Annotated in this window: 19 protein-coding genes and 1 rRNA gene; 3 read left to right on the top strand and 17 right to left on the bottom strand. The window is 48.6% G+C overall.

Going from position 1 to position 20515, the window contains the following annotated elements; all coding sequences use genetic code 11:
• Positions 1-69: 69 nt before the first annotated feature.
• The 13 genes from corA to EDD73_RS12835 all read right to left on the bottom strand — a co-directional run bounded on the left by corA (position 70) and on the right by EDD73_RS12835 (position 14031).
• On the bottom strand, positions 70-1038 hold the full coding sequence (corA, locus tag EDD73_RS12895; RefSeq protein ID WP_131920586.1) for a magnesium/cobalt transporter CorA: 969 nt from the start codon (positions 1036-1038) through the stop codon (positions 70-72).
• Between the two features lie 278 nt (positions 1039-1316).
• Entirely contained in the window at positions 1317-1487 is a 171-nt protein-coding gene (locus EDD73_RS12890) for a DUF2197 domain-containing protein (RefSeq protein ID WP_131920584.1), read from the bottom strand.
• 56 nt (positions 1488-1543) lie between these two features.
• Positions 1544-2551, bottom strand: a complete 1008-nt coding sequence (gene gap / locus EDD73_RS12885; RefSeq protein WP_131920582.1) for a type I glyceraldehyde-3-phosphate dehydrogenase — start codon at positions 2549-2551, stop codon at positions 1544-1546.
• A gap of 202 nt (positions 2552-2753) precedes the next feature.
• Positions 2754-4244, bottom strand: coding sequence for a putative amidoligase domain-containing protein (locus EDD73_RS12880; RefSeq protein ID WP_131920580.1), 1491 nt, complete (start codon positions 4242-4244; stop codon positions 2754-2756).
• Positions 4244-5350 carry a YheC/YheD family endospore coat-associated protein gene (locus EDD73_RS12875; protein ID WP_131920578.1) on the bottom strand — a complete coding sequence of 369 codons (1107 nt, stop codon included), beginning with the start codon at positions 5348-5350 and terminating at the stop codon, positions 4244-4246. Before EDD73_RS12875 ends, EDD73_RS12880 begins: the two co-directional genes overlap by 1 nt.
• Positions 5351-5371: 21 nt before the next feature.
• Positions 5372-6682, bottom strand: coding sequence for a YheC/YheD family endospore coat-associated protein (locus EDD73_RS12870; protein ID WP_131920576.1), 1311 nt, complete (start codon positions 6680-6682; stop codon positions 5372-5374).
• A gap of 6 nt (positions 6683-6688) precedes the next feature.
• Entirely contained in the window at positions 6689-7756 is a 1068-nt protein-coding gene (locus EDD73_RS12865; protein WP_131920574.1) for a YheC/YheD family endospore coat-associated protein, read from the bottom strand.
• A gap of 193 nt (positions 7757-7949) precedes the next feature.
• Positions 7950-8522: a xanthine phosphoribosyltransferase gene (locus EDD73_RS12860; RefSeq protein ID WP_131920572.1), complete on the bottom strand. Its 573-nt coding sequence runs from the start codon at positions 8520-8522 to the stop codon at positions 7950-7952.
• Positions 8522-9454, bottom strand: a complete 933-nt coding sequence (locus EDD73_RS12855) for an ABC transporter permease (protein WP_131920570.1) — start codon at positions 9452-9454, stop codon at positions 8522-8524. The genes EDD73_RS12860 and EDD73_RS12855 overlap by 1 nt, the downstream gene beginning before the upstream one ends.
• Entirely contained in the window at positions 9454-10524 is a 1071-nt protein-coding gene (locus EDD73_RS12850) for an ABC transporter permease (protein WP_131920568.1), read from the bottom strand. Before EDD73_RS12850 ends, EDD73_RS12855 begins: the two co-directional genes overlap by 1 nt.
• A 25-nt stretch (positions 10525-10549) precedes the next feature.
• Positions 10550-12061 carry an ABC transporter ATP-binding protein gene (locus EDD73_RS12845; RefSeq protein WP_131920566.1) on the bottom strand — a complete coding sequence of 504 codons (1512 nt, stop codon included), beginning with the start codon at positions 12059-12061 and terminating at the stop codon, positions 10550-10552.
• 162 nt (positions 12062-12223) lie between these two features.
• Positions 12224-13348, bottom strand: a complete 1125-nt coding sequence (locus EDD73_RS12840) for a BMP family ABC transporter substrate-binding protein (protein WP_131920564.1) — start codon at positions 13346-13348, stop codon at positions 12224-12226.
• Between the two features lie 140 nt (positions 13349-13488).
• The gene (locus EDD73_RS12835; RefSeq protein WP_131920562.1) at positions 13489-14031 is read right to left on the bottom strand and encodes a hypothetical protein; all 543 of its coding nucleotides are present in this window, start codon (positions 14029-14031) and stop codon (positions 13489-13491) included.
• Positions 14032-14138: 107 nt separating this feature from the next.
• Here EDD73_RS12835 and EDD73_RS12830 point away from each other — a divergent pair, with 107 nt between their 5' ends.
• Positions 14139-15047 carry a polysaccharide deacetylase family protein gene (locus EDD73_RS12830; RefSeq protein WP_131920560.1) on the top strand — a complete coding sequence of 303 codons (909 nt, stop codon included), beginning with the start codon at positions 14139-14141 and terminating at the stop codon, positions 15045-15047.
• A gap of 13 nt (positions 15048-15060) precedes the next feature.
• Here EDD73_RS12830 and EDD73_RS12825 read toward each other — a convergent pair whose 3' ends face one another.
• The 3 genes from EDD73_RS12825 to EDD73_RS12815 form a co-directional block, all read right to left on the bottom strand.
• Complete coding sequence (locus EDD73_RS12825; protein ID WP_165876513.1) at positions 15061-15732, bottom strand: DUF3793 family protein; 672 nt, start codon at positions 15730-15732, stop codon at positions 15061-15063.
• Between the two features lie 300 nt (positions 15733-16032).
• Positions 16033-17517 (bottom strand): FAD-dependent oxidoreductase, encoded by a 1485-nt coding sequence (locus EDD73_RS12820; RefSeq protein ID WP_165876512.1) that lies wholly within the window; start codon positions 17515-17517, stop codon positions 16033-16035.
• Positions 17518-17543: 26 nt separating this feature from the next.
• Entirely contained in the window at positions 17544-18257 is a 714-nt protein-coding gene (locus EDD73_RS12815) for a M48 family metallopeptidase (protein WP_131920553.1), read from the bottom strand.
• A 172-nt stretch (positions 18258-18429) separates the two neighbouring features.
• Between EDD73_RS12815 and EDD73_RS12810 the strand changes: the two genes are divergently transcribed.
• The gene (locus tag EDD73_RS12810; protein ID WP_131920551.1) at positions 18430-19425 is read left to right on the top strand and encodes a 4Fe-4S dicluster domain-containing protein; all 996 of its coding nucleotides are present in this window, start codon (positions 18430-18432) and stop codon (positions 19423-19425) included.
• Positions 19422-20129 (top strand): cytochrome b/b6 domain-containing protein, encoded by a 708-nt coding sequence (locus EDD73_RS12805; protein WP_131920549.1) that lies wholly within the window; start codon positions 19422-19424, stop codon positions 20127-20129. Before EDD73_RS12810 ends, EDD73_RS12805 begins: the two co-directional genes overlap by 4 nt.
• 299 nt (positions 20130-20428) lie before the next feature.
• Here EDD73_RS12805 and EDD73_RS12800 read toward each other — a convergent pair.
• A 23S ribosomal RNA gene (locus tag EDD73_RS12800) occupies positions 20429-20515 on the bottom strand; the annotation flags it as partial.

Genomic DNA, 20515 nt, shown 5'->3' with positions numbered 1-20515 from the left:
TCAGATTGAGCCTGCCGCAACCGACGAGTTATAATATACACGATTCTACAACGTTCTGTCAACCCTCGGTTAAAGCCATTTTTTTTGCCGGAACAAATAGAGCATCCCTGCCGATAAAAAGATCATGCCACCCCAAATGGCGAAAAACGCCCATCCTTGTTCCAAGGGAATCGGTACATTCATCCCAAAAGCACCGGTGATCACCGTTAAGGGCATACTGATCGTTGAGATAATCGTCAGTACCCGGATGATTTCATTGGTTTTATTCGAAATCAAAGAAAAATGCGTATCCATGGCACTGTTGACCAGATCACGATAGGTATCAATGGTATCGTTAATGCGTTCAATATGATCAATCAAGTCCAAGTAGTATGGTTGGTTATTCGGATTTACTTCAAAAGAATAACGCCCGTTAATGTTCGAAAAAATACGTTTTTGCGGTAACACCGTTTTGCGGAGCAACAAGATCGTTCGCTTTAAGGCTAAGATCTCATCGGTCGTTTCGCGCACAGGATTGATATAAAGCTCGTCCTCAAGTTCATCGATCCGCACACCGAGACGGTCAACGATGGGAAAATATTCATCAATAATACCGTCAACAATGGCATACACCAAATAGTCAGGTCCGCGATCCATATACTTGGGACCACGCAAGCAATGATAGGCTACACGCCCCACCGCCGGCAACGCGGAGCGGTGCATCGTTACGATATAATTGGGCCCCAAAAACACATCCAGTTCGAAAATCGTCAGCTCATTATCGGATTCTTCATCATACCGCAAGGCGTGAAAGACGAAAAAATAGTATTTGTCATAATGATCAACTTTGGCCCGCGGACTGCCATGAAGCACGTCTTCTAACGTCAGCGGGTGGAAATCAAATACCTTGCAGATATAGGAGGCCTCTTTGGCGTTATAATCATAGAGGTCAATCCAAAGTAAATTATCTTTATTGGCTAGCCACTCACTCGTGCGGTCAAGATCAATGTCATGCAACACTGACTGCGCTTGGGCATCGTAAAGATAGGTCTTGATCATGGGCATACCCTCCCCCAAGGTGCTGCCCGGATCGTTTTAGCGCAGCGCGCCTATCGCCGTGGCAGTCCTGTATCTATAATTGGTTTGATAATGCTACATGTTCGACTAGGCAGACCGTCCACGGTTTACCACATCCTTTACCTCTCGTATTTGCGCTTCTCGTTGATCCATTCGCTTAATTATTTTACCCCAATCGCTCGACAGATGTCACCCTGCGTTTTTTAAATCCATGAATATTAACAAAAGACCCGCCAACATTGACGTTGGCGGGCCTTTCATCACATCGGTTTTGGCAACTTTTGCCCTTCATTGGCTTCATAGCGTACCTTTGCCGTACAGTTCAAACAAATATAAGTTACGACTTTGGTTTTGCCTCTCACTTCATCCCATTTGGGATGCTCTTGAGTGACATCTTCTTTTTTTCCACAGAGCATGCAACGTACTTCCACCGGGAATCCTCCTCTGCGATGAAGTTAGGAACGGAGGAGAAAGCTATTCCCGATCGTTAGAGGTCGCGACCAATCTTGGCAGCCAGATCAAGCACACGACAGGAATAACCCCATTCATTATCATACCACGCTACAATTTTCGCCATGGTATTCTTTTTAGTGCACATAGTTGACAATGCATCAACAATGGACGAACGTGGATCACCAAGGAAATCGCCGGAAACCAGCGGCTCATCACAGTACCCTAAGATCCCTTTCAGTTCTCCTTCGGCCGCCTCGCGCAGTGCTGCATTGATTTCTTCTTTCGATGCGGGACGCTCCAGTTCCACCGTCAAGTCCACAACAGACACATTCGGTACAGGAACCCGCAAGGCAAAACCATTAAGTTTCCCCTCCAATTCCGGCAACACGAGCGATACCGCTTTTGCTGCACCGGTTGTCGTGGGGATGATCGAGATACCTAACGCCCGGGCCCGACGCAGATCCTTATGTTCATCGTCAAGGATATTTTGGTCATTGGTGAACGCATGGACGGTCGTCATCAACCCCTGGATAATACCAAATCGTTGCGAAATAACTTTCGCTACCGGAGCCAGGCAGTTGGTTGTACATGAAGCGTTCGAAATCACGTGATGATTGGCAGGATCATAGATATGATCATTGACACCAACCACAATCGTGCAGTCTTCATTTTTAGCCGGCGCGGTGATAATAACTTTTTTTGCGCCACCTTCAATATGCTTGGCTGCACCTTCCCGGTGATTAAACTTACCGGTTGACTCAATGACAATATCGACACCCAGATCGCCCCACGGCAAACGTGCCGGATCACGATCGCTGACTAATTTGATTTCCTTCCCTTTCACGATGATGCTGTTTTCCGTTGCTTGAATTTCGGAATCCAAAACCCCATGGATCGAATCATAGGTCAACAGATAGGCAATCGTTTGAGGATCCGAGGTCATATTCATAGCAACAATTTCCACGTCGTCACGATCAATCGCAGCTCGAAATACATTCCTACCGATGCGACCTAACCCGTTAATTCCCAGTTTAATGGCCAACAGGAACACGCCTCCTACTTGAATAAAAATGTTGCGTATCTTTCAATTCTCTTTTTCATGGAAATATCCTGCTAGTTTCAAAGGAAAAAAGTCCTGCACCAGAAGATTTCCTGGCAGGACTTCGAGATTATGTCGCACCTGAAGCGTACACCTATCTTTTATTAGTATTCGCCCTATCCTTAACTTGAAATTACAGCTTTCTTTATAAGCGCATCACATGATTCGGCACCCATGAAAATTGATTGCGTAATCGCGGGACATGGCGATAGCGCTGATGTCCTGCAGTGAGCCCCCAAGCTTGGCGAATATCGATCGCTTCATCAGCCACCATACCGCGCTCTTGCATATACCAGATCAACTCGACCAGCTTGCGCATCCGCGCCGTTGGTTCTACCGCATAAAGCTCAGCTAAACTTGTTTTCAACGAAGGCAATAGCTTTGCCCGATCACCGTCATAAAAGGCTTCCTGAAAGGCTGGATCAACAAAATCCCAACGTGTCAGTTGCTTCGCATGCAGCGCCACAGCTTGTGCCAAAGCCAAGGCTACCCAAGTCAGTTGCGGTGTCGATAACCAAGAACCAGGCGTACGGTATTCAAAGCCATGGGATTTAACGCGGAAATCACCAAGCATTCCATAAAAATTGCGCCGGCGCCGTGCTGATTCGGATTTCTCTAGGAAGAAAAGTGGTAAAGCCAAGTACTGATCAAAAGCGCGCAAATGTTGCGCCGTAAGCGGCAACCCGCCCCAATGAATATGTCCGCCTACCGGATAGCCTGGAAACGGTTCAGAGCCAGCATTCCAGACGATGTTGCGAAAGGGACAAAGTTGATTCGCTTCTTGCAGCGCTTTGCGAATTTCTTCCACAGCCGCTTCGGCCGAACTTACCGGCTGTGGGCGGATTTCTGCCAGCGGCAGATCATCAGAAGCGCCAAAGGCACGCCGGTTATCGCAGCCTACCGTCCCTACGCGCGGAAAAAAACGCGATGCCGGTACCATTTTGCGCCCCGGCAAAAGCGCCAGCATAAACTCAGGATCAGACCCAATGGTAAATTCCTTCGATCCAGTGGTGGCCAAGGCTTCACTAATCGTATCGGCAAAGGCTTGCGCAAGACGTTTACGCAAAACCGGAACACGATCAATCTCGAGAATGACCGGGCCACTGGACCGGTTTACTGCCAAGTGGACACGGCCAAAATCCAAGCCTAAGCAATGAAGCGCTCGCAACGCGAGCGGCACCAGTCGCTCTTGCTCCCAGTTCGAAAGGTGCTCTACCCATGTGAAAGATGAAGTAAGATGAGTACCTTTAACCAAATCCCGTTGCTGCTGCATGGTCAACACTTTGCGCTGTACAGCTACTACACGAGTATCCCAGATATACACCTGATACTCTTTAGGCCATACCGCGATGGGCCAACGGCGCGGGCCATCATGAATCAACGCTCGTAAGCGGTTTAATTGCAGCACCTGTTCAATACGCAGATCATCATCAGGATCAGTAAGCCACGGTGTTGCATTATAGCTGCGTTGCGCCCCAGGCAAAGGTGCCAGTGGTTCCCGGCTCCAGTTAATCCATGCATCAACCGCCCCTGCCGGTTGCCCGCGTCCCGCGATGGTTTCGATGCCCTTGGCATTGAGCTTGCGTACAAGCTCGGCGACCACGGCCGATTCATCAAAATGAATATAAACTTTCATCACTGGCACCCCCTCCGGGCCGCTAAAAAGCGCATATAATCCGCCAGCAGATCGTAGCTCTCTTTTTGAATACGCGGTTCATCAAAAGGTCCGGGTTTCGCATTGATCTCCAGTATCCATAAGCGCCCGTCAGGACGATCACAGGCAATATCCATGGTGACGATACCAAAAACACCACCATGCTGTTTTTCCAGTTCCCTCGCAGCCTCCACAGCCATTGATGACAGTTCTTTGCGCTTGGCCTGCCATCCTTCGCGCCCAAAGCGCCGATTCATCACTTGATCCGTAGACACCACCGAACCGCCGTTAGGCCGGTGCGTAACCACATGGCCAGGCGCCGCCAAACGAATCCCACACCCCACAAAGACCCACTCACCATGGCCGTTTTTTTGAGCCAGCACCCGTAAATCATAGGGACGATCGTGCAAGCGTCCCAGTTCAATCCCTTGTTGCAGCAAGTATCGTCGATGACGCAAACGTTTTTCCAGCCAACTACGCATCATGGCCTGCGATGCAAATGCACGGCGAACGATCCGCTTCGGCGCCAACCCAGTCACTTGCCAGTGACTGTTGTGGTTGCTTAGTTTGTAGATGCCCCGTCCCTGGCAACTATTCAGTGGTTTCATATAGATAGACGGCCATTGCTCTAAATATTCGTTAAGCCGTCCATCGAGGGGTGCAATTTCGGTCTTGGGCAGATAAGACCCTACCGGCGAAGCACATAACATCTCATAGACCGATGCTTTAGATAAATAACCTGGATTAAAAACAATGCGGCCTGTATCTTGCAACCATCGTAACGTCGCTTGTCCCTGCGGACTTTGCTCACGACGACGGCTTAAAATCCGGTTATAAAAAATTGACGGCAACGCTTCATAGCGCACATACCAAGTACCGCGCAGCGGTCGCCACGTCCGAATGATTGGGCGACAGTTTTTCTTCTGTGAAAGTCGATAAAGGTCCTCGATGGCGATGCCAACAGCATGAATCTTCCGCTTTCGTAACGCTTGAATCGTTTGGGCCATTGTGCTTGACCAACGGCCAAAAGGCTGCATCCTGTTCCGGCTTCCCCAAGTAACAATACCAATCATCGGTGGCAAGGGCATGTTCTGTTCCCCCTCACAAGCTTAAGCAAAACCATCAAGATATTTGCCAAACAATATCGGTCGCTCCAATGACTGGCGTACTTCAACAGGATTACCCTCTTCCGTCTGCAACCGCTTGTGCGGCTTGGAATTGATCTCAATCAACCAAATCCGCCCACGATGATCCAAGGCCAAGTCCAAACCAAGCTCGCCATAAACTTTGCCGGTAGCCTCTTCGACAATCTGCGGTAAAAGTCGCCCCCAGTGTCGAAGCTCTTTGATAATCCCTCCCCGCGTACGCCGGCGTAAATAAGAGGCTACACGCAGTGTGTGGCGCAATCCCATGGCCGTACCACCACGACTCAGATTCGAAGTAAACATGCCCGGAGGAGCTACACGCCCAAAAGCTTTGGTTTGCTGCCATACACCTTTACCATCTTTTTGCATAAGCAAACGTAAATCAAAAGGTGCACCTTTGATCGTGGCCAGACGCAATCCTTGCTGAGCCACGTACGTACGCTTCCCCATCAACGTGCGCAAGCGCTTTTCCACAACTTCTTTGCTATATCCTTGACCGGACTGTACGGACGTTCCGCGCATCTGCATGCTGAAATTACCGCTGGCACGCCGGCTAATCCGATAGATCCCATAGCCTTGGCTACCGTGAACCGGCTTCACATAAACAATACGGTGTTTGTTGACCAGCGGCCAAATCTCTTCCGGACGATGCAACACGATCGTCTCCGGTAATAGCGCCTTAGCTGCCGGATGATGCAAGAGATACTGATGGGTTTGCCATTTGTCGAGATAGCCCGGATTATAAAGCACCAATCCTGGAATCGTCTGCAAGCGCGCTTTACATTCGACAAAGTCCGGAATATTTTCAGTCTTGCGCGAAAATATGCGGTTAAAGATTACTTTTGGTATCGGAAAAGTTTGTCGAGTCCAACCGCGGGCGCCCAATGTCGTTCCTTGGACCGTACCTTCTTCCCAACAAATATCACGAGGGCTAAAAACGACCGTCACAACGTTACGACGGTGAGCATAGCGCTGCGTTTCCCGGATGTGCGGTCCCCATGAGCTTTTCTTACCTCCACGGTGTGCCAGAATGCCGAGCAAGGGACCGACAAGCAAACAGGCTTTTTCCGCGCTGTACCGTAATTGATAACCGATCCCCTTGGGCCAATGTAGTTCTGTTTGTAACGCTGGCGAAAGGCCTGGCTTCACTTGATGCTCTTCAGCAATCTTCAGGACTGCCTCAGTTTGTGCTGTACCTGCTTGCACCCGGATCGGTTGGCCGGCCTTTAGACCTTCCAGCATACATTCTCGTTGACTGAGAAAAACCGTTAGCATATCACCTCACCGGACCTTTCGCCGCTCTGCCAAATAACAGGCATATTCCAACGGCCTGCGCACGGCGCAGCGGCGTCCTTCCCCATCGCCCATCGAGTTGAAAATCGCACGACCAGGTCGGGAATTTGCTTCAATAAACCATAAGTGCTGATTCTGATCAATCAGAAAATCCAAGCCCACTTCACCGAGCAAGGGCGTACTGCGATTTAAGCGCATGATAATCTGCTTGCCGAGGCGATGGATCTCCTCTGTCGTTATGGCGATCTGCGCATCCTCCAGCACCACATCCAGCGGTAAGGCTGTTGCTCCTGCATGCAGATTACAGGTGATTCCATTAGCACCTACGCGGACAGCTGCACCGGTAACCAACCATTCTCCTTGGCGATCACGCTGCCAGAGTACACGAATATCAAAGATCTTATCATCCCAACGCGCTGTTTGCAGTCCTTGCTGGACAATGTAAGTACGGCCTCGCAGCAACTTCGGCATTTGCATCTTCATCTGGGACCAGGACATTTTTCGATACATCGGCGGTGCAGCACTTTCCACAAGGACTGCCCGTTTTTTCCGTAAGGTTAACCGCAAGATGCCTTTTCCTTTGGTACCGTTCACCGGTTTAATGTAAACTTGGTTCCAGCGTTTGAGCGGCTGCCACCAACGTTTGAGCGGCTGCCATCGTTGCGTTGCCGGTAAGTGCGGTGCAATCACCGGATCACGCATCAGTTTGCAGTGATTGCTGTATTTATTCCCTAATGGCGGATTGAAAACAGGAATTCTACGCTTACGTAATCCCTGATAGCACGCATGAATCGCTACAGGCATGCCGGGATAGGCAAAAAACCGATCATATACTACGTGAGGCAGTCCTGTTGTCACTACGCGCCATTGCTCGCTTTGGGATTCCCAACGATACCCTTGCATCTGTTGTTTGCGCCAGTTGATCATCCCAGGCGAGAAAAAAACAACCCGAATGCCTAAATCCGTTCCTTCTTCGGCCAATTGTTGAAAAAAAGGAGCACTCTCCCCCCAACGTCCCGGTTGCAACCGTGGGTGAATCATGATGCCAACCAGCACTACAGCCACCCCCTTGAGTCTACAGCACTATATGTGCCATACCCACTATCGGTGAGCTATGATCGCAGGAAAATTACGCACTTGGCTTTGTTGCCATAGTTGAACGAAACAAACAAAAAAAAAACGCCCACGTAACTACATGAGCGTTTAACGATATTATGAACTTTCCCAGCCTACGCAGGGCAATTGAAGCCTACTCAGCAAACTCAATGCAACCCGGCTCCATCCGTGTGATTGCGGCCAATGCTTCAATCTGCAATCCTTGATCCCGTAATGCTTGTGCACCGCCTTGAAAGCGCTTTTCGATAACAATACCGGCCCCGGCAACTTGTGCGCCTGCTTGACGCACGACATCGACGAGCCCTTGGAGCGCTTCGCCGTGAGCCAGAAAATCATCGATAATCAGCACCACATCCGCTGCCAGCAAGTACTGCCCGGACACCGTAATTTCCACTGTTTCTTGACGTGTAAATGAAAAGATCGGCGAGCGATACAAGGCGCCGCCTTGTGTAGAAGCTTTTTTCTTTTTGGCAAAAACCACAGGCACACCGAGATAAAAGCCGGCAGCTACAGCCACCGGGATTCCCGAAGCCTCGACCGTCAACACCCGGGTAACGCCTGCCTGAGCAAACCGTTCCGCCAGGGCCTGTCCCATGCGCATCACCAAGGCCGGATCGACTTGGTGATTCAGAAAGGCACTCACATCCAGAATTCCCGGGCCGATCACCTTGCCATCTTGAAGAATCCGGTTCTTTAACTCCCGCATCAGCGTTCCTCCCGTACATAAGGCACACCCAGTGCTTCCGGTATCGCCACACGGCGCGTCTTGGTTTCCCGTGTAGCCACGATCAACACAGCGATCGTAAATACATAGGGCAGCATTTTTAAGAAAAAGGAGGACACTACAATACCCAGCGTTTGCATGTGAAACCCTAATACATCAATCGTGCCAAAAAAGAAGCTCCCTAAAAAGGCTTTCGTGGGATTCCATACGCCAAATATGACCAGCGCTACGGCAATCCAACCGCGCCCGGCGGTCATGTTCTCTAACCACGACGGTGCATAAGCTAAAGAAAGATAAGCACCAGCCATCCCGGCAAACATGCCCCCAGCAATTACACAAGCATAACGGATCAAAAACACATTCAAACCGGCGGCATCAGCGGCTGCAGGATTTTCACCGACAGCCCGTAGTTCCAACCCCGACCGAGTGCGAAAAAGAAAAAACCAAAGCAAAGCCACCAAACCATAAGCAATATAGACGAGAAGATCATGGTTGAAAAAGATCGGCCCGATCGCCGGTATTTGGCTTAATCCCGGAACCGGGACCGGTTTGAACGTGGCGGTTAACGGTACCCCGATAAAACTTTTACCCAAATAGCCGCTCAGCCCTGTCCCAAAAATGGTTAAGGCCAGTCCACTGACAACCTGATTGGCGCGGAGGGTGATCGTTAAAAAAGCATGAATCAGCGCCATCATCGCACCGGCCAGCACCGCAGCGATCAGACCCACCCAAGGACTGTTCGATTGTAATGAAACCATGAAGCCCACAACAGCGCCAATCAACATCATCCCTTCCACGCCAAGGTTAATCACACCGGCGCGCTCAGCGAGGATTTCACCTAAAGCTGCTAAAAGTATCGGTATACCTGCGACAATTCCTGTTGCTAAAATAGCTATCCACGGTGATACCTCCATCAGCGCTCTCCTTTCCCGCCCCAAGTCAAACGATATTGTGTGAAAATCTCGCCGCCTACTACAAAAAACAAAATAGCGCCTTGGAGCATCGCTACGGTAGCGGCCGGAAAGCCACTGGTCTGAATGCTGAAGCCGCCAACCAGTAAACCGCCAAATAAAAAAGAAACAAAGACAATCGCCAAGGGATGGAGGCGGGCTAGCCAGGCAATGATGATTGCCGTATACCCATAACCCGGTGAGATGCCGTGCTGTAATCGCTGGGTGATGGCAGACACTTCCGTCATACCGGCAATACCGGCAATGCCGCCGCTGATCAACATGACCAAAAGAATGTTGCGCTTATGATTCATCCCGGCGTAGTGTGCAGCCCGCGGGCTTTCCCCACTGACACGAATCTCAAATCCCCACTTGGTATATTGCAGTACATAGTAAAAAATAGCAGCAATCAGTAAAGCCAAGATTAAGCCCACATGAATCCGACTGGTTCCAAAAGCCGGCAACAGCGCCCCTTCGCTAAAAGGCGCCGTTAAGGGAAAATTCATCCCTTTTGGGTCTTTCCACGGCCCAAAAACAAAATAATCAACCCATAAGATCGCGATATAGTTCATCAATAACGTTGTGATGGTTTCATTCACCTTAAAATAGGCTCGGGGAATTGCCGGTAATAATCCCCATATCCCGCCAGCAACAAAACCAAGCATCAGCATTGTCGGTAAAAGCAAATAGGCCGGCCAATCGGGGAACGTTAACGCCGCCCAGGTTGCACCAAAAGCCCCCATATAAAACTGACCTTCCGCACCAATATTCCAAAGTTGCATTCGAAAAGCTAAGGAAACGGCTAAGCCAGTCAACATCAACGGTATGGCTTTAACCACCGTCTCAGAAATCCCATAGGCAGATCCAAGCGCACCTTCTACCATCAACCCATAGACCAACAGCGGATTTTTTCCCGAAACCCAGATGAAAATCCCGGCAAAAAGCAACCCCACCACACATGAAAAGATCGGTACAAGAATCGTTACCGTCTTCGAAGAGGTTTCTCGTTTTTCCCAGCGCCATTTACCTTTCATGGTCAAAGACCATCCTTTTTCCATATCAATTTCCGCTCATGGCCACAGCCATTCGTTTGCCTGCCATCATTACGCCAATCGTTTCGATCGTTACTTCTTGCGGTCGCACGACGCCCATAACCATTCCTTCGTGAAAAACAGCAATTCGATCAGCCATGCATGTCAATTCATCCAATTCCTCGGAGATTAAAAGCACACCTTTACCTGCCGCCCGCACTTCAAGGAGCAGTTTACGAATCGTTTCGATAGCGCCGATATCTAAGCCGCGCATGGGGTACATCGCCACAATCAATTCCGGATGATGGAAAATCTCACGACCTAATAATAATTTTTGCAGATTGCCGCCGGAAAGCATTTTTACCGGTGCATCCAAATGAGCTATCTTGATATCATGTTGTTTGATAATTGCAGTTGTATCCCGTGCCGCCTGGGACCAATTGATACGCCATCCAGGCATCTTTTGATACATCTTTAACAGTATATTTTCTACAGCATTTAAGTTCGGAACCAACCCTGTACCCAATCGATCTTCCGGAATATAGCTGACACCGGCATGAATCGCTGCCTGCGGTGTATCACCTGTATGATCAACACTGTTGATCCACTTCGTACCGGATTCAATCGCACGAAGTCCGGCAATCACTTCAGCTAATTCTTTTTGTCCATTACCGGCCACGCCGGCGATTCCCAAGATTTCGCCACCGTTGACGGTGAGGGTGACTTCTTTTAATGCTGGCAAGCCCCGATCACCCAAAGCTGTCACATTCTCCAAAGTAAGCACCGGCTTACCCGGCATGACATTCGCTTTATCCAAAACCGGACAAAGCATGCGCCCCACCATCATTTGGGTGAGTTCTTGTTCACTTGTACCGCTTGTGGCAACAGTTCCAACGGAACGCCCGGACCTCAGTACGGTAATTGCATCGGTATGTTCAAGAACTTCACTCAGCTTATGCGAAATGACAATTACCGATTTGCCAAGCTCTGCCATGCGACGTAACGTTTTATAAAGTTCTGTCGCTTCCTGCGGCGTCAGGACCGCTGTTGGTTCGTCCAGGATTAAGAGGTCCGCTCCACGATAAAGCAACTTGATGATCTCCGCCCGTTGCTGTTCACCAACGGAAAGTTGCCAGATCTTAGCCTGAGGATCAAGTTGTAAGCCATACTCTCGGCTGCATGCTTCGATTTTCTTGTTGATCTCATGTAATTGATAAACTTCGCCCGTGCCATCTTGCAAACCCAACAAGATGTTTTCGGCCACGGTGAAAGAATTGACCAGTTTGAAATGCTGGTGAACCATCCCAATTCCACGTTGAACGGCGTCACGCGGTGATTGTAAATGAACCTGCTGGCCACGAAGCCGTATTTCTCCTTCATCGGGACGATACAAACCAGTCAGAATGCTCATCAAGGTGCTTTTACCGGCACCATTTTCACCAAGTAACGCATGGATCTCCCCAGGGCGTACAGCAAAGGAAATCTGATCATTGGCAACGATGCCAGGAAACCGTTTGGTAATACCAATCATTTCAACCATGTACGAAAGATCCTCACGGGAATGAGGTTTTTGCATAGTTACACCTTTTTCTTGCTTCTAAATGCAGCTATCACAGGTAGAATTATACACAGATAGGGTAAGAGGCCGTTTATCAAAACGGCCCCTCATGAACGAAAATCAACACAGTAACGGCAGCGAGCACTACTTGCTGATCATGCCCTCCACACCTTGTACAAACCAATCAAATGATAACATCTCTTGATCGGTCATTTTTTGACCTTCTGCAACTCGGACCGTGCCAAGTTGATCCTTGATTGGTCCAGTGAAAACATCCCACTCACCTTTGTCAATGGCATCTCTTTTCTTCATGATCAAGGCCTTGGCTTCATCGCCGACCATCGGTCCAAAGGGGGCAATATCAATGATCTTATCAGCCATAGGGCCCCAGTACTGTTCATTCGTCCAGGTCTTGTCCATAACCGCTTTCACGGTCTTCACATAATAAGGACCCCAGTTCCAGACAGGACCGGTCAGCACGGCTTTCGGTGCAAACGAGGACATATCAGTATGATAACCCACAGCGAACTTACCTTTTTCCTCTGCCGCTTGCATCGGAGCCGGCGTATCTTGATGCATCGCGATAACATCGGCACCACTGTCAAGCAAACTCTTGGCTGCGTCTTTTTCGGTGGCCGGATTGTACCAGGTATTCGTCCAAACCACTTTCACTGTAGCATTGGGATTAACGGAACGCACACCTAAAGTAAAGGCATTGATTCCCCGTACAACTTCAGGAATCGGAAAAGCTGCAACATAGCCAAGAACATTGGTTTGCGTTTGCTTACCGGCAGCGATGCCTGATAAGTAGCGAGCTTGATATTCCCGGCCAAAATAGGTACCTACATTAGGTGCCGTCTTAAACCCTGTGGCATGCATGAATACCACATCAGGGAATTTTTGTGCTACCTTGATCACGGGATCCATATAACCAAAAGAGGTGGCAAAGATAATTTTATTTCCTTTGGAGGCCAACTCCGTTAGCACCCGTTCGGCATCGGCACCTTCCGGTACAGACTCCACATAAGTTGTCTCTACATTGGGCATTTCTTTTTCCAGATACTTGCGACCTTGATCATGCGAATGAGACCAACCGGCATCCCCGACAGGTCCAACATAGACAAAGGCCACCTTTAGCTTTTGCTGATTCCCCACATCTTTACTTTTGTCATCACCCGTTGTTTGATTGCCGCCACAACCGGTAAGCGCAATGGCTGCCACCAATAGGAATGACAAAAGTAACGCGATCCCCCGTTTGAATTTGTTCATTTCTAGCATTCCTCCTTTTTTCATTCATATCAGATTAACGGTTACTTTTTCTATGCTGCTATCGAACCCCTTTCTCTATTTGAACATTAATGAATAGCAGTTCTTACGTAATCCTACCCATCTCTACCGGCGAAGAAACTTCAGATATAATCATCAATCACTTGTCCTTTACCGGTTGTTTCTCGCTCTAACGCTTTAGGATCGTCCGCCGTGACCGTTTTGGTCTCACCTCCGGCCACATAGACGCGACCACACTCGGGACAGGTAGCTGTATGGATACGAACACTTTGTGATAAAACACGCCGGCCTTCTTGTCCCGCCCGTTGTTGCTCATTGATCACATGTTCTTGTTCATGGGCCATCACCGCCGCCGGCGCTTGATCCGTACTTAAGCTCGTCGGTGTTTGAAAAGAAACAGAACTGTCATTCGATTCATCTTGATATTTGCGTTGCTCACAAGTTTTACATTCTACTTTACCAGCTTGTGTAGACGGCGATATTGTGGTAGATTTATCCACACCGTCTTTTGGCGATAGGGCATTCGACCCGGGAGGAGCAACTGGCAACATTGGATTCCGATCAGGCTGTACCGCAAGAGATCCCGCAGGACTTGTACTTGGCTCACTTGCAGGCCATCCGCCCAGCGTGTTGCTGCCGACCGGTGGGATTCCGCCTAATGCCATAATGCTCCCTCCTTCACGTCTATGTTGGTTTTCTTGCTTATCTCTCTATCATCTTACGCATTTCTGCCTATATAGACAAGTAATTTTTTTTTCATATCAGAAGGGAGGTGGACGAGATTTTCCGCCCATCACCAATCATTCTCGTCGCCTTAGGTATTGTCGCTTTACTTGCCATAATAGCGACATTCGATGATCTCGGAAGAAAGGTAATTGCTCCTGCAAACAATCAGCAAACAACCGTAACCAATGCCACGTACCCACAAGAAAAAAAGGCAGACAGTTCATCACCCGATACCATGATCAGAACTATTCGTGGAGACACAAGGTCATTGTCAGGCAAGGCGCTGACTCAATGGCAAAATTGGCGTCAACAAATCGAAACGTTAGCTGCCCAATACCCGCTTACCGTTTATCTGGGTGGTCCCCCTGGGAAGAAAGCCATTGGCCTCACTTTTGACGATGGCCCTGACCAACAAAATACGCCAAAAATACTGGAGATCCTCCGTCAGGCTGATGTTCGCGCCACTTTTTTCTTTTTAGGAAGCAGCGCCGAACGTTATCCAGATACGGTTAAAAAAACAGCAAGCTATGGTCACCTTATCGGTAGCCATAGCTTTACACATCCTCGATTATCGCAATCATCAACTCCGACGATTGCACAGGAGATCACGAAGACTGACGATATCCTGCATCGTATCACAGGCCGAAGACCCGCTTTGTTTCGTCCACCCTATGGTGATGCGAACAACACAGTTATCGATGAGTTGATGAAAAAAGATAAGTATACGATTTTTTGGTCCTTCGATACTTTTGATTGGCAACAAAAGAAGGCTGAAGAAATCACCGCATACCTTACAGAACATGTTCAACCGGGGGACATTATCTTGATGCACAGCGCCTATAATGGGAAAGCAACTGTCCAAGCATTGCCCAAAATCATCGAGATTTTAAAGAATGACGGATACGAATTCTACACCGTTGCCGAGATGCTCGGTGTACAAGGTTACCGGGAATAACAGAGCTACTTGATTAGATTGCCGCTTTACAGCGTTGTTCACCGGTCATATCATCTTCCGGTATGGTAGCGCAAGTGCGCGAGCAAGCAAAAATCGTCCAGTCCGCATCCACCAAAGCCATGGCCGCCGCTAAGCCTCGATCATGCTGCGCCTTAATGCGCAATGACGGTTGGGGATTTCCATAGATACGCCACCCCTTAACCATGGTAACAGGCAACGTAACGAGGCCCATGTATCCCAGTACATCTTTTAGAGGGTAGCCTAAGGCCACACCGATCTCATGGGGAATAACGCCGGTCGCAGCCCATCGCTGAGATAACTCCTGTAAAAAGGTATCACAGGTCGTTCCGGGCGGATAACCGAGGGAGCCAAAGCGTGAATTGGCCGTTGCACGATCTAGCGTAATTTGTAATGTGGCCGGGTGATAGACCAGAACGCAGACCCAGCAGTCACAGCGGTGAACGACATGCATACGCAATCCCCACGTAGCAGTTAGGGTACAGGCAGCTTGCTCCACTTCATTTTCTTTCATACCCCAGGCTTCCACAGGCATTTTAACCAGTTCGCCAGGCTTTCCCGCCAATAATACTTTGCCAAGATTCACAAAAAGCCATTTTTCAAAGGCGCTTTGATTGGCTGTTTTTTGGTCTAAGCTATTTTTCCAGTCTATGATGTTCGGAGTCAACGCCCATTCCCCCTTTCCGGAATATCGTTCGCTGTACTTCACTACGCTATACATCACCGTTGGTCAGGCTATCCTTCCAGCTATATTACATTTTATATTCCGATTATACAGGTGTGTTTACTATATTTTATAAGCAGTCAGCTCTCCTGTCAATCAAACAAATAATTCTACTAGGTTTTATAAGATTAGCTTCAGAACGACGAATCCTTGTTTGCTTGCCCTAAAGAGCTTCTAACTGATGACAAAGCCCGTGGTCAAATGGCTGTTACCATTGACCACGGGCTTTTATTTTATCAGGCTTTATCGGGCTAACTGTTGTAAAAACTGATCGATATGGTTGAACAAAGCTACCGGAAACAAATGTCCTTGTTCGATGGCCTGTTTGATTTTCATCGCTGATGGTTGATCGCCAATGACGATGCTGCCGACGATTCGCCCATCACGGAGCGTCAACGAATAGTACCGGTCACCGTCAACTTTCTCAAAGGATGAGTAACTTCCATCCAAAGGCGTAATTTGACCAATACTAAACAGATCAAGGCCAAGTACTTTAAGGACATTGGAGCGCGGTATACCGCCAAACTCGGTTCTTTCACCCACTACATTTAAACCCGCAATCTTGCCTTGATACTGCGCCGCATTCCAAAGGCCATACAGCGTTCCATGATGCTCGGTGATATCACCGGCAGCGTAAATACGCTCATCAGAAGTGCGCATCGTACTGTCAACGAGTAGGCCTTTGTCGACATTTAGGCCGCATTTGCGAGCCAAGTGTGTATTCGGGCGAACACCGGTTGCGATGATTACCAGTTGGGTAGGTAGAAAAACACCGTTTTCCAACTGTACGCCATCACACTGTTCTTGACCGGTAATGGCTTGGGTCCGGCCATTTTCAATAACTTCGATGCCCAGCTTACGTAAATGCTCCTTGACGATCTGTCCGGCCTGCCGGTTCAATTGCCGCGGCATTAACCAATCGGACCCTTCAATCACTTGTACCTTGATACCATGTTTGGCGATTGCCCCTGCCGTTTCCAGACCGAGAATCCCGCCGCCAATACATACACAAGATTCGACCGTCGGAATGATCTTGAGAATTTGCTCAGCATCATCCATCGTACGTACCGTAAAGACTTGGGCCAGGTTACTGCCTGGTATGGGCGGGACAAAGGGATGAGCGCCCATCGTTAAAATCAGGTGATCATAGTCCAGCACCGATTGATCATCAAGGAAGACTTGTTGTGCCTGGCGATCAATGTTGATGACTTTTTGACCGCTGCGGAGATCGATTCGCTTGGTTGCGTACCAATCATCAGGATGTACAGCTAAAGATGCTGAATCGATTTCCCCGGCTAAATACCTGGTTAAATTTAAACGGTAATAGGGAGTTTGTTGTTCAGCGGAAACAAGCGTAACCATCATGGAATCGGAATGATTACGAATGGTTTCAGCTGCTGTTAACCCTGCGACTCCACCGCCGATGATCACGACTTTCGTTATTTTTGTCGTTGATTGCGTAGATGAGGTTAAACGATGTGGTTCAAATTCATTTTCTCCGACTCCGCAAATAGGACAGTTGGTCGGCGGTTGTCCCCCTTCATGAAGGTACCCACAAATGATACAGCGCCAGTTTTGATGGCTTTCGGCAGGCGGTGCTGCCGGTTCCACAGCGACTTCAAAATCATTCGATGAAGCACCACAAATCACACAAGTTGCCGGTGCCGTTTCACCGATGTGTATGTACCCGCAGATCACACAGCGCCAACTTGTTTTAACGTTGTTCATCATCATACCTCCTGATTCTTTTTAACCTAGATCTCCATTCGTAAGGCGTTATATTTTAGCCATTCTTTACGCTTTTTAAAATCAGGCAGAATCGAAGCCACGAGGTTCCAATAGTCTTTACCGTGATTTTTATGCACCAGATGACTCATTTCATGAACAACGACATAATCCAATACCGCTAACGGTGCCATGACGATACGCCAGTTGAATAAGAGGTGATTTTGCGCAGTACAACTTCCCCATCGTCTTTTTTGTTCTTTCACTTTAACTTCAACAGGTGATAAGGAAAAACAGTGGGCGTAGACACGAATACGTTCTTCGATCAGAGTGGCGGCAGCAACCTTATACCAAGCAATTAAGGCCTTTTGAAGCATTGTTTTCTCGATTGTTGGCGTGATCACAACTAATCGATCTTGAAACAAATCTACAGAGGGCTTAGCTACAGATTTGTCGATGATAATCTGCAGAGGATATTCTTTGCCTAGATACAGATATAGCTCACCATTGATCAAGGACCGCTGTACCGGTTGGATGTTCATGGCGCGGAAAGAAGCTAGCTTTTTAATAATCCAAGCAGCACGTTTTTGTACAATCGCACACACTTGATCGGTAGAGAGACCGAATGGAGATTTCACGATCACTTTATCCGGAGGTTCAATCTGTATACCCAATGTTTTACGTCGACTATAGATCAGTTCAAAACGGATGGTTTGATCGCCATAAAGAAAGGAAACGTTCATAAGTCCAGTACCTCTTATGTTGCATGCAAAATTAAAGTATCACACTACTCCAACAATCATCCTTTTACATATTGTACCACGCTATGCACCCAATAAGGCAACAGCATAATATTACTTGACACATATACCCCCTTAGGGTATATTGTTGGTGATAAAGCAAGGAGGGTTGCCTATGACCACCATCAACAGGCGCACTTTTCTGCGTCGAGCGCTGTCCAGCGGCATGTCCGGCGCTGCGATCCTGACCGCCGGAAAACAAGCTCTGGCTGCCCCTTCGGCCATTGGTACCGTCGGCACGATGATCGATTTGACTCGCTGCGATGGCTGCAGTAAAGAAAAAACGCCTCAATGCGTTGCTGCCTGCCGTCAAAAAAATGCTTCGCGATATCCGGAACCTCAACATCCGATCCAAGATTATTGGCCGCAAAAAAAACATGAAGACTGGTCCGATAAGCGACAAGTCACCAATCGCCTGACCCCTTATAACTGGACCTATGTCCAAAAAGTATCCGTAGAAGATCAGGGCACACAACGCGATGTTTTTGTTCCCCGACGGTGCATGCACTGCGACAATCCTCCCTGCGCTGACATCTGCCCTTTCAGCGCACAGACCAAGAGTCCAGAAGGTCCTGTTACCATTGATCCCGATCTTTGTTTTGGCGGCGCCAAGTGCACTGCCGTATGTCCATGGGGCATCCCAGCCCGTCAAGCCGGCGTAGGTCTTTACCTGAAACTTATGCCTACCTTTGCCGGCGGCGGCGTGATGTACAAATGCGACCTCTGCCTTGATCGCCTGCGTCAAGGGCAAGCCCCTGCTTGCGTCGAAGCGTGCCCACAAAAGGCCATCACCATTGGTAGCAAGGAAGATATGCGCGCCAGCGCTTATGCCCGTGCCCAGGAAATCGGCGGTTATGTGTACGGTGATAAAGAAAATGGCGGCACATCAACGTTCTACGTCTCATCGGTACCTTTTGAAAATATTCATAAGGCCATGTTAAGCCAGGCCGTCGACGGCAAACCTGGACGCCCAGCCATGCCTGTCGGAGTCGGTAACGCCATGGATAAAGCAAACGGGCTGGCTACCGGCGTACTGCTTGCCCCTGTAGCCGGAATGATCGTCGCTGGGGTCACCGCCTATAAGACCATGAAGGGAGGACAACAAGAATGACCTCCATTTCTACTCCCCCTAGAACTTCCCCTAATGATCAGCCAGAAACCGGCGCTAAGCTCCTACGCCACAGTCTACCTGTGCGGCTTGTCCACTGGTCCGTTGCCATCTCGACCTTTTTTCTCTTTTTTACCGGCTTTGGTCAGATGCCGATTTATAAACGATATAATGTGACAGAACTGATCAGTTGGAGCGGTGACTACAACCTTACCCTAGCGATGCACTATGCCGGTGCAGTGGTCTTGCTGGCGGCTGCAGCTTTTCATGTGGTGTACCACATGATTCGCAGCGAATATAGCATCCTTCCCAAAAAAGGGGATGTCGGAGAATCCATGCAGATCATCGCCGCCATGTTTACTGGTAAAGCCGAACCACCTTCCTTCAAATATTTAGCCGAACAACGTCTCGCCTACGCTTTTATCGCCGCTAATATCCTCGGACTTTGCGTCAGCGGACTGATCAAAGTGTACAAAAATATGCCCGGCGTTGATATGTCAGAAAGCATGCTCCTGGTTGTGACCACGATTCATAACATAACGGCGATCTTACTTCTCTTGGGGATCATCGCCCATCTGGCTGCTTTCCTTATACCGGCAAACCGCACCTTGTTACCCAGTATGTTCACCGGGTTGGTCCCTGTTGACTATGTTCGACACCGCCATAGTAAGTGGTGGACGCAATTGAGCAAAACAAAATCATCGTAATAAGTCACTTGAGACAGTTGATTGATTATGGCTTACAGTCCAGGTCTACAAGTCTAAATGTCTAAAAAGTCCAGAGGCCTACAGATAAGAAGTAAAAACAGCAGCGAAATAGCTGCTGTTTTTACTTCTTATTATTACCCACCAGGGATGGGAGGTGATTTTACCCTCTGTGTTATAAAAAGAGAAACAAAAAAACTGATATTTCATCGTAATCCTAAGATGAAATATCAGTTTTTTTGTTTATGATTCATTCCCTGAAAACTACACAGAAGCTTTGCAAGTATTCAATATCGTCCTGTAAGGTCAAGACCTCGACTGATTCGTACCCGTCCACTAAACACCTCGCGGTGCGTACATGCCGGGCCGATCGACCAGATCGTCTTTCT

This window comes from Heliophilum fasciatum (genome assembly GCF_004341395.1).
In the GTDB taxonomy this organism is placed as follows: domain Bacteria; phylum Bacillota; class Desulfitobacteriia; order Heliobacteriales; family Heliobacteriaceae; genus Heliophilum; species Heliophilum fasciatum.
The sequence above is the reverse complement of the archived record's forward strand: the minus strand, read 5'-3'. Positions and strand labels throughout refer to the sequence as shown.

Coding starts and splice junctions, on each gene's coding strand:
- corA (WP_131920586.1), bottom strand. CDS start 1,038: ATGATCAAGACCTATCTTTACGATGCCCAAGCGCAGTCAGTGTTGCAT.
- EDD73_RS12880 (WP_131920580.1), bottom strand. CDS start 4,244: ATGAAAGTTTATATTCATTTTGATGAATCGGCCGTGGTCGCCGAGCTT.
- EDD73_RS12875 (WP_131920578.1), bottom strand. CDS start 5,350: ATGCCCTTGCCACCGATGATTGGTATTGTTACTTGGGGAAGCCGGAAC.
- EDD73_RS12870 (WP_131920576.1), bottom strand. CDS start 6,682: ATGCTAACGGTTTTTCTCAGTCAACGAGAATGTATGCTGGAAGGTCTA.
- EDD73_RS12860 (WP_131920572.1), bottom strand. CDS start 8,522: ATGCGGGAGTTAAAGAACCGGATTCTTCAAGATGGCAAGGTGATCGGC.
- EDD73_RS12855 (WP_131920570.1), bottom strand. CDS start 9,454: ATGGAGGTATCACCGTGGATAGCTATTTTAGCAACAGGAATTGTCGCA.
- EDD73_RS12850 (WP_131920568.1), bottom strand. CDS start 10,524: ATGAAAGGTAAATGGCGCTGGGAAAAACGAGAAACCTCTTCGAAGACG.
- EDD73_RS12845 (WP_131920566.1), bottom strand. CDS start 12,061: ATGGTTGAAATGATTGGTATTACCAAACGGTTTCCTGGCATCGTTGCC.
- EDD73_RS12840 (WP_131920564.1), bottom strand. CDS start 13,348: ATGAACAAATTCAAACGGGGGATCGCGTTACTTTTGTCATTCCTATTG.
- EDD73_RS12835 (WP_131920562.1), bottom strand. CDS start 14,031: ATGGCATTAGGCGGAATCCCACCGGTCGGCAGCAACACGCTGGGCGGA.
- EDD73_RS12820 (WP_165876512.1), bottom strand. CDS start 17,517: ATGAACAACGTTAAAACAAGTTGGCGCTGTGTGATCTGCGGGTACATA.
- EDD73_RS12815 (WP_131920553.1), bottom strand. CDS start 18,257: ATGAACGTTTCCTTTCTTTATGGCGATCAAACCATCCGTTTTGAACTG.
- EDD73_RS12810 (WP_131920551.1), top strand. CDS start 18,430: ATGACCACCATCAACAGGCGCACTTTTCTGCGTCGAGCGCTGTCCAGC.
- EDD73_RS12805 (WP_131920549.1), top strand. CDS start 19,422: ATGACCTCCATTTCTACTCCCCCTAGAACTTCCCCTAATGATCAGCCA.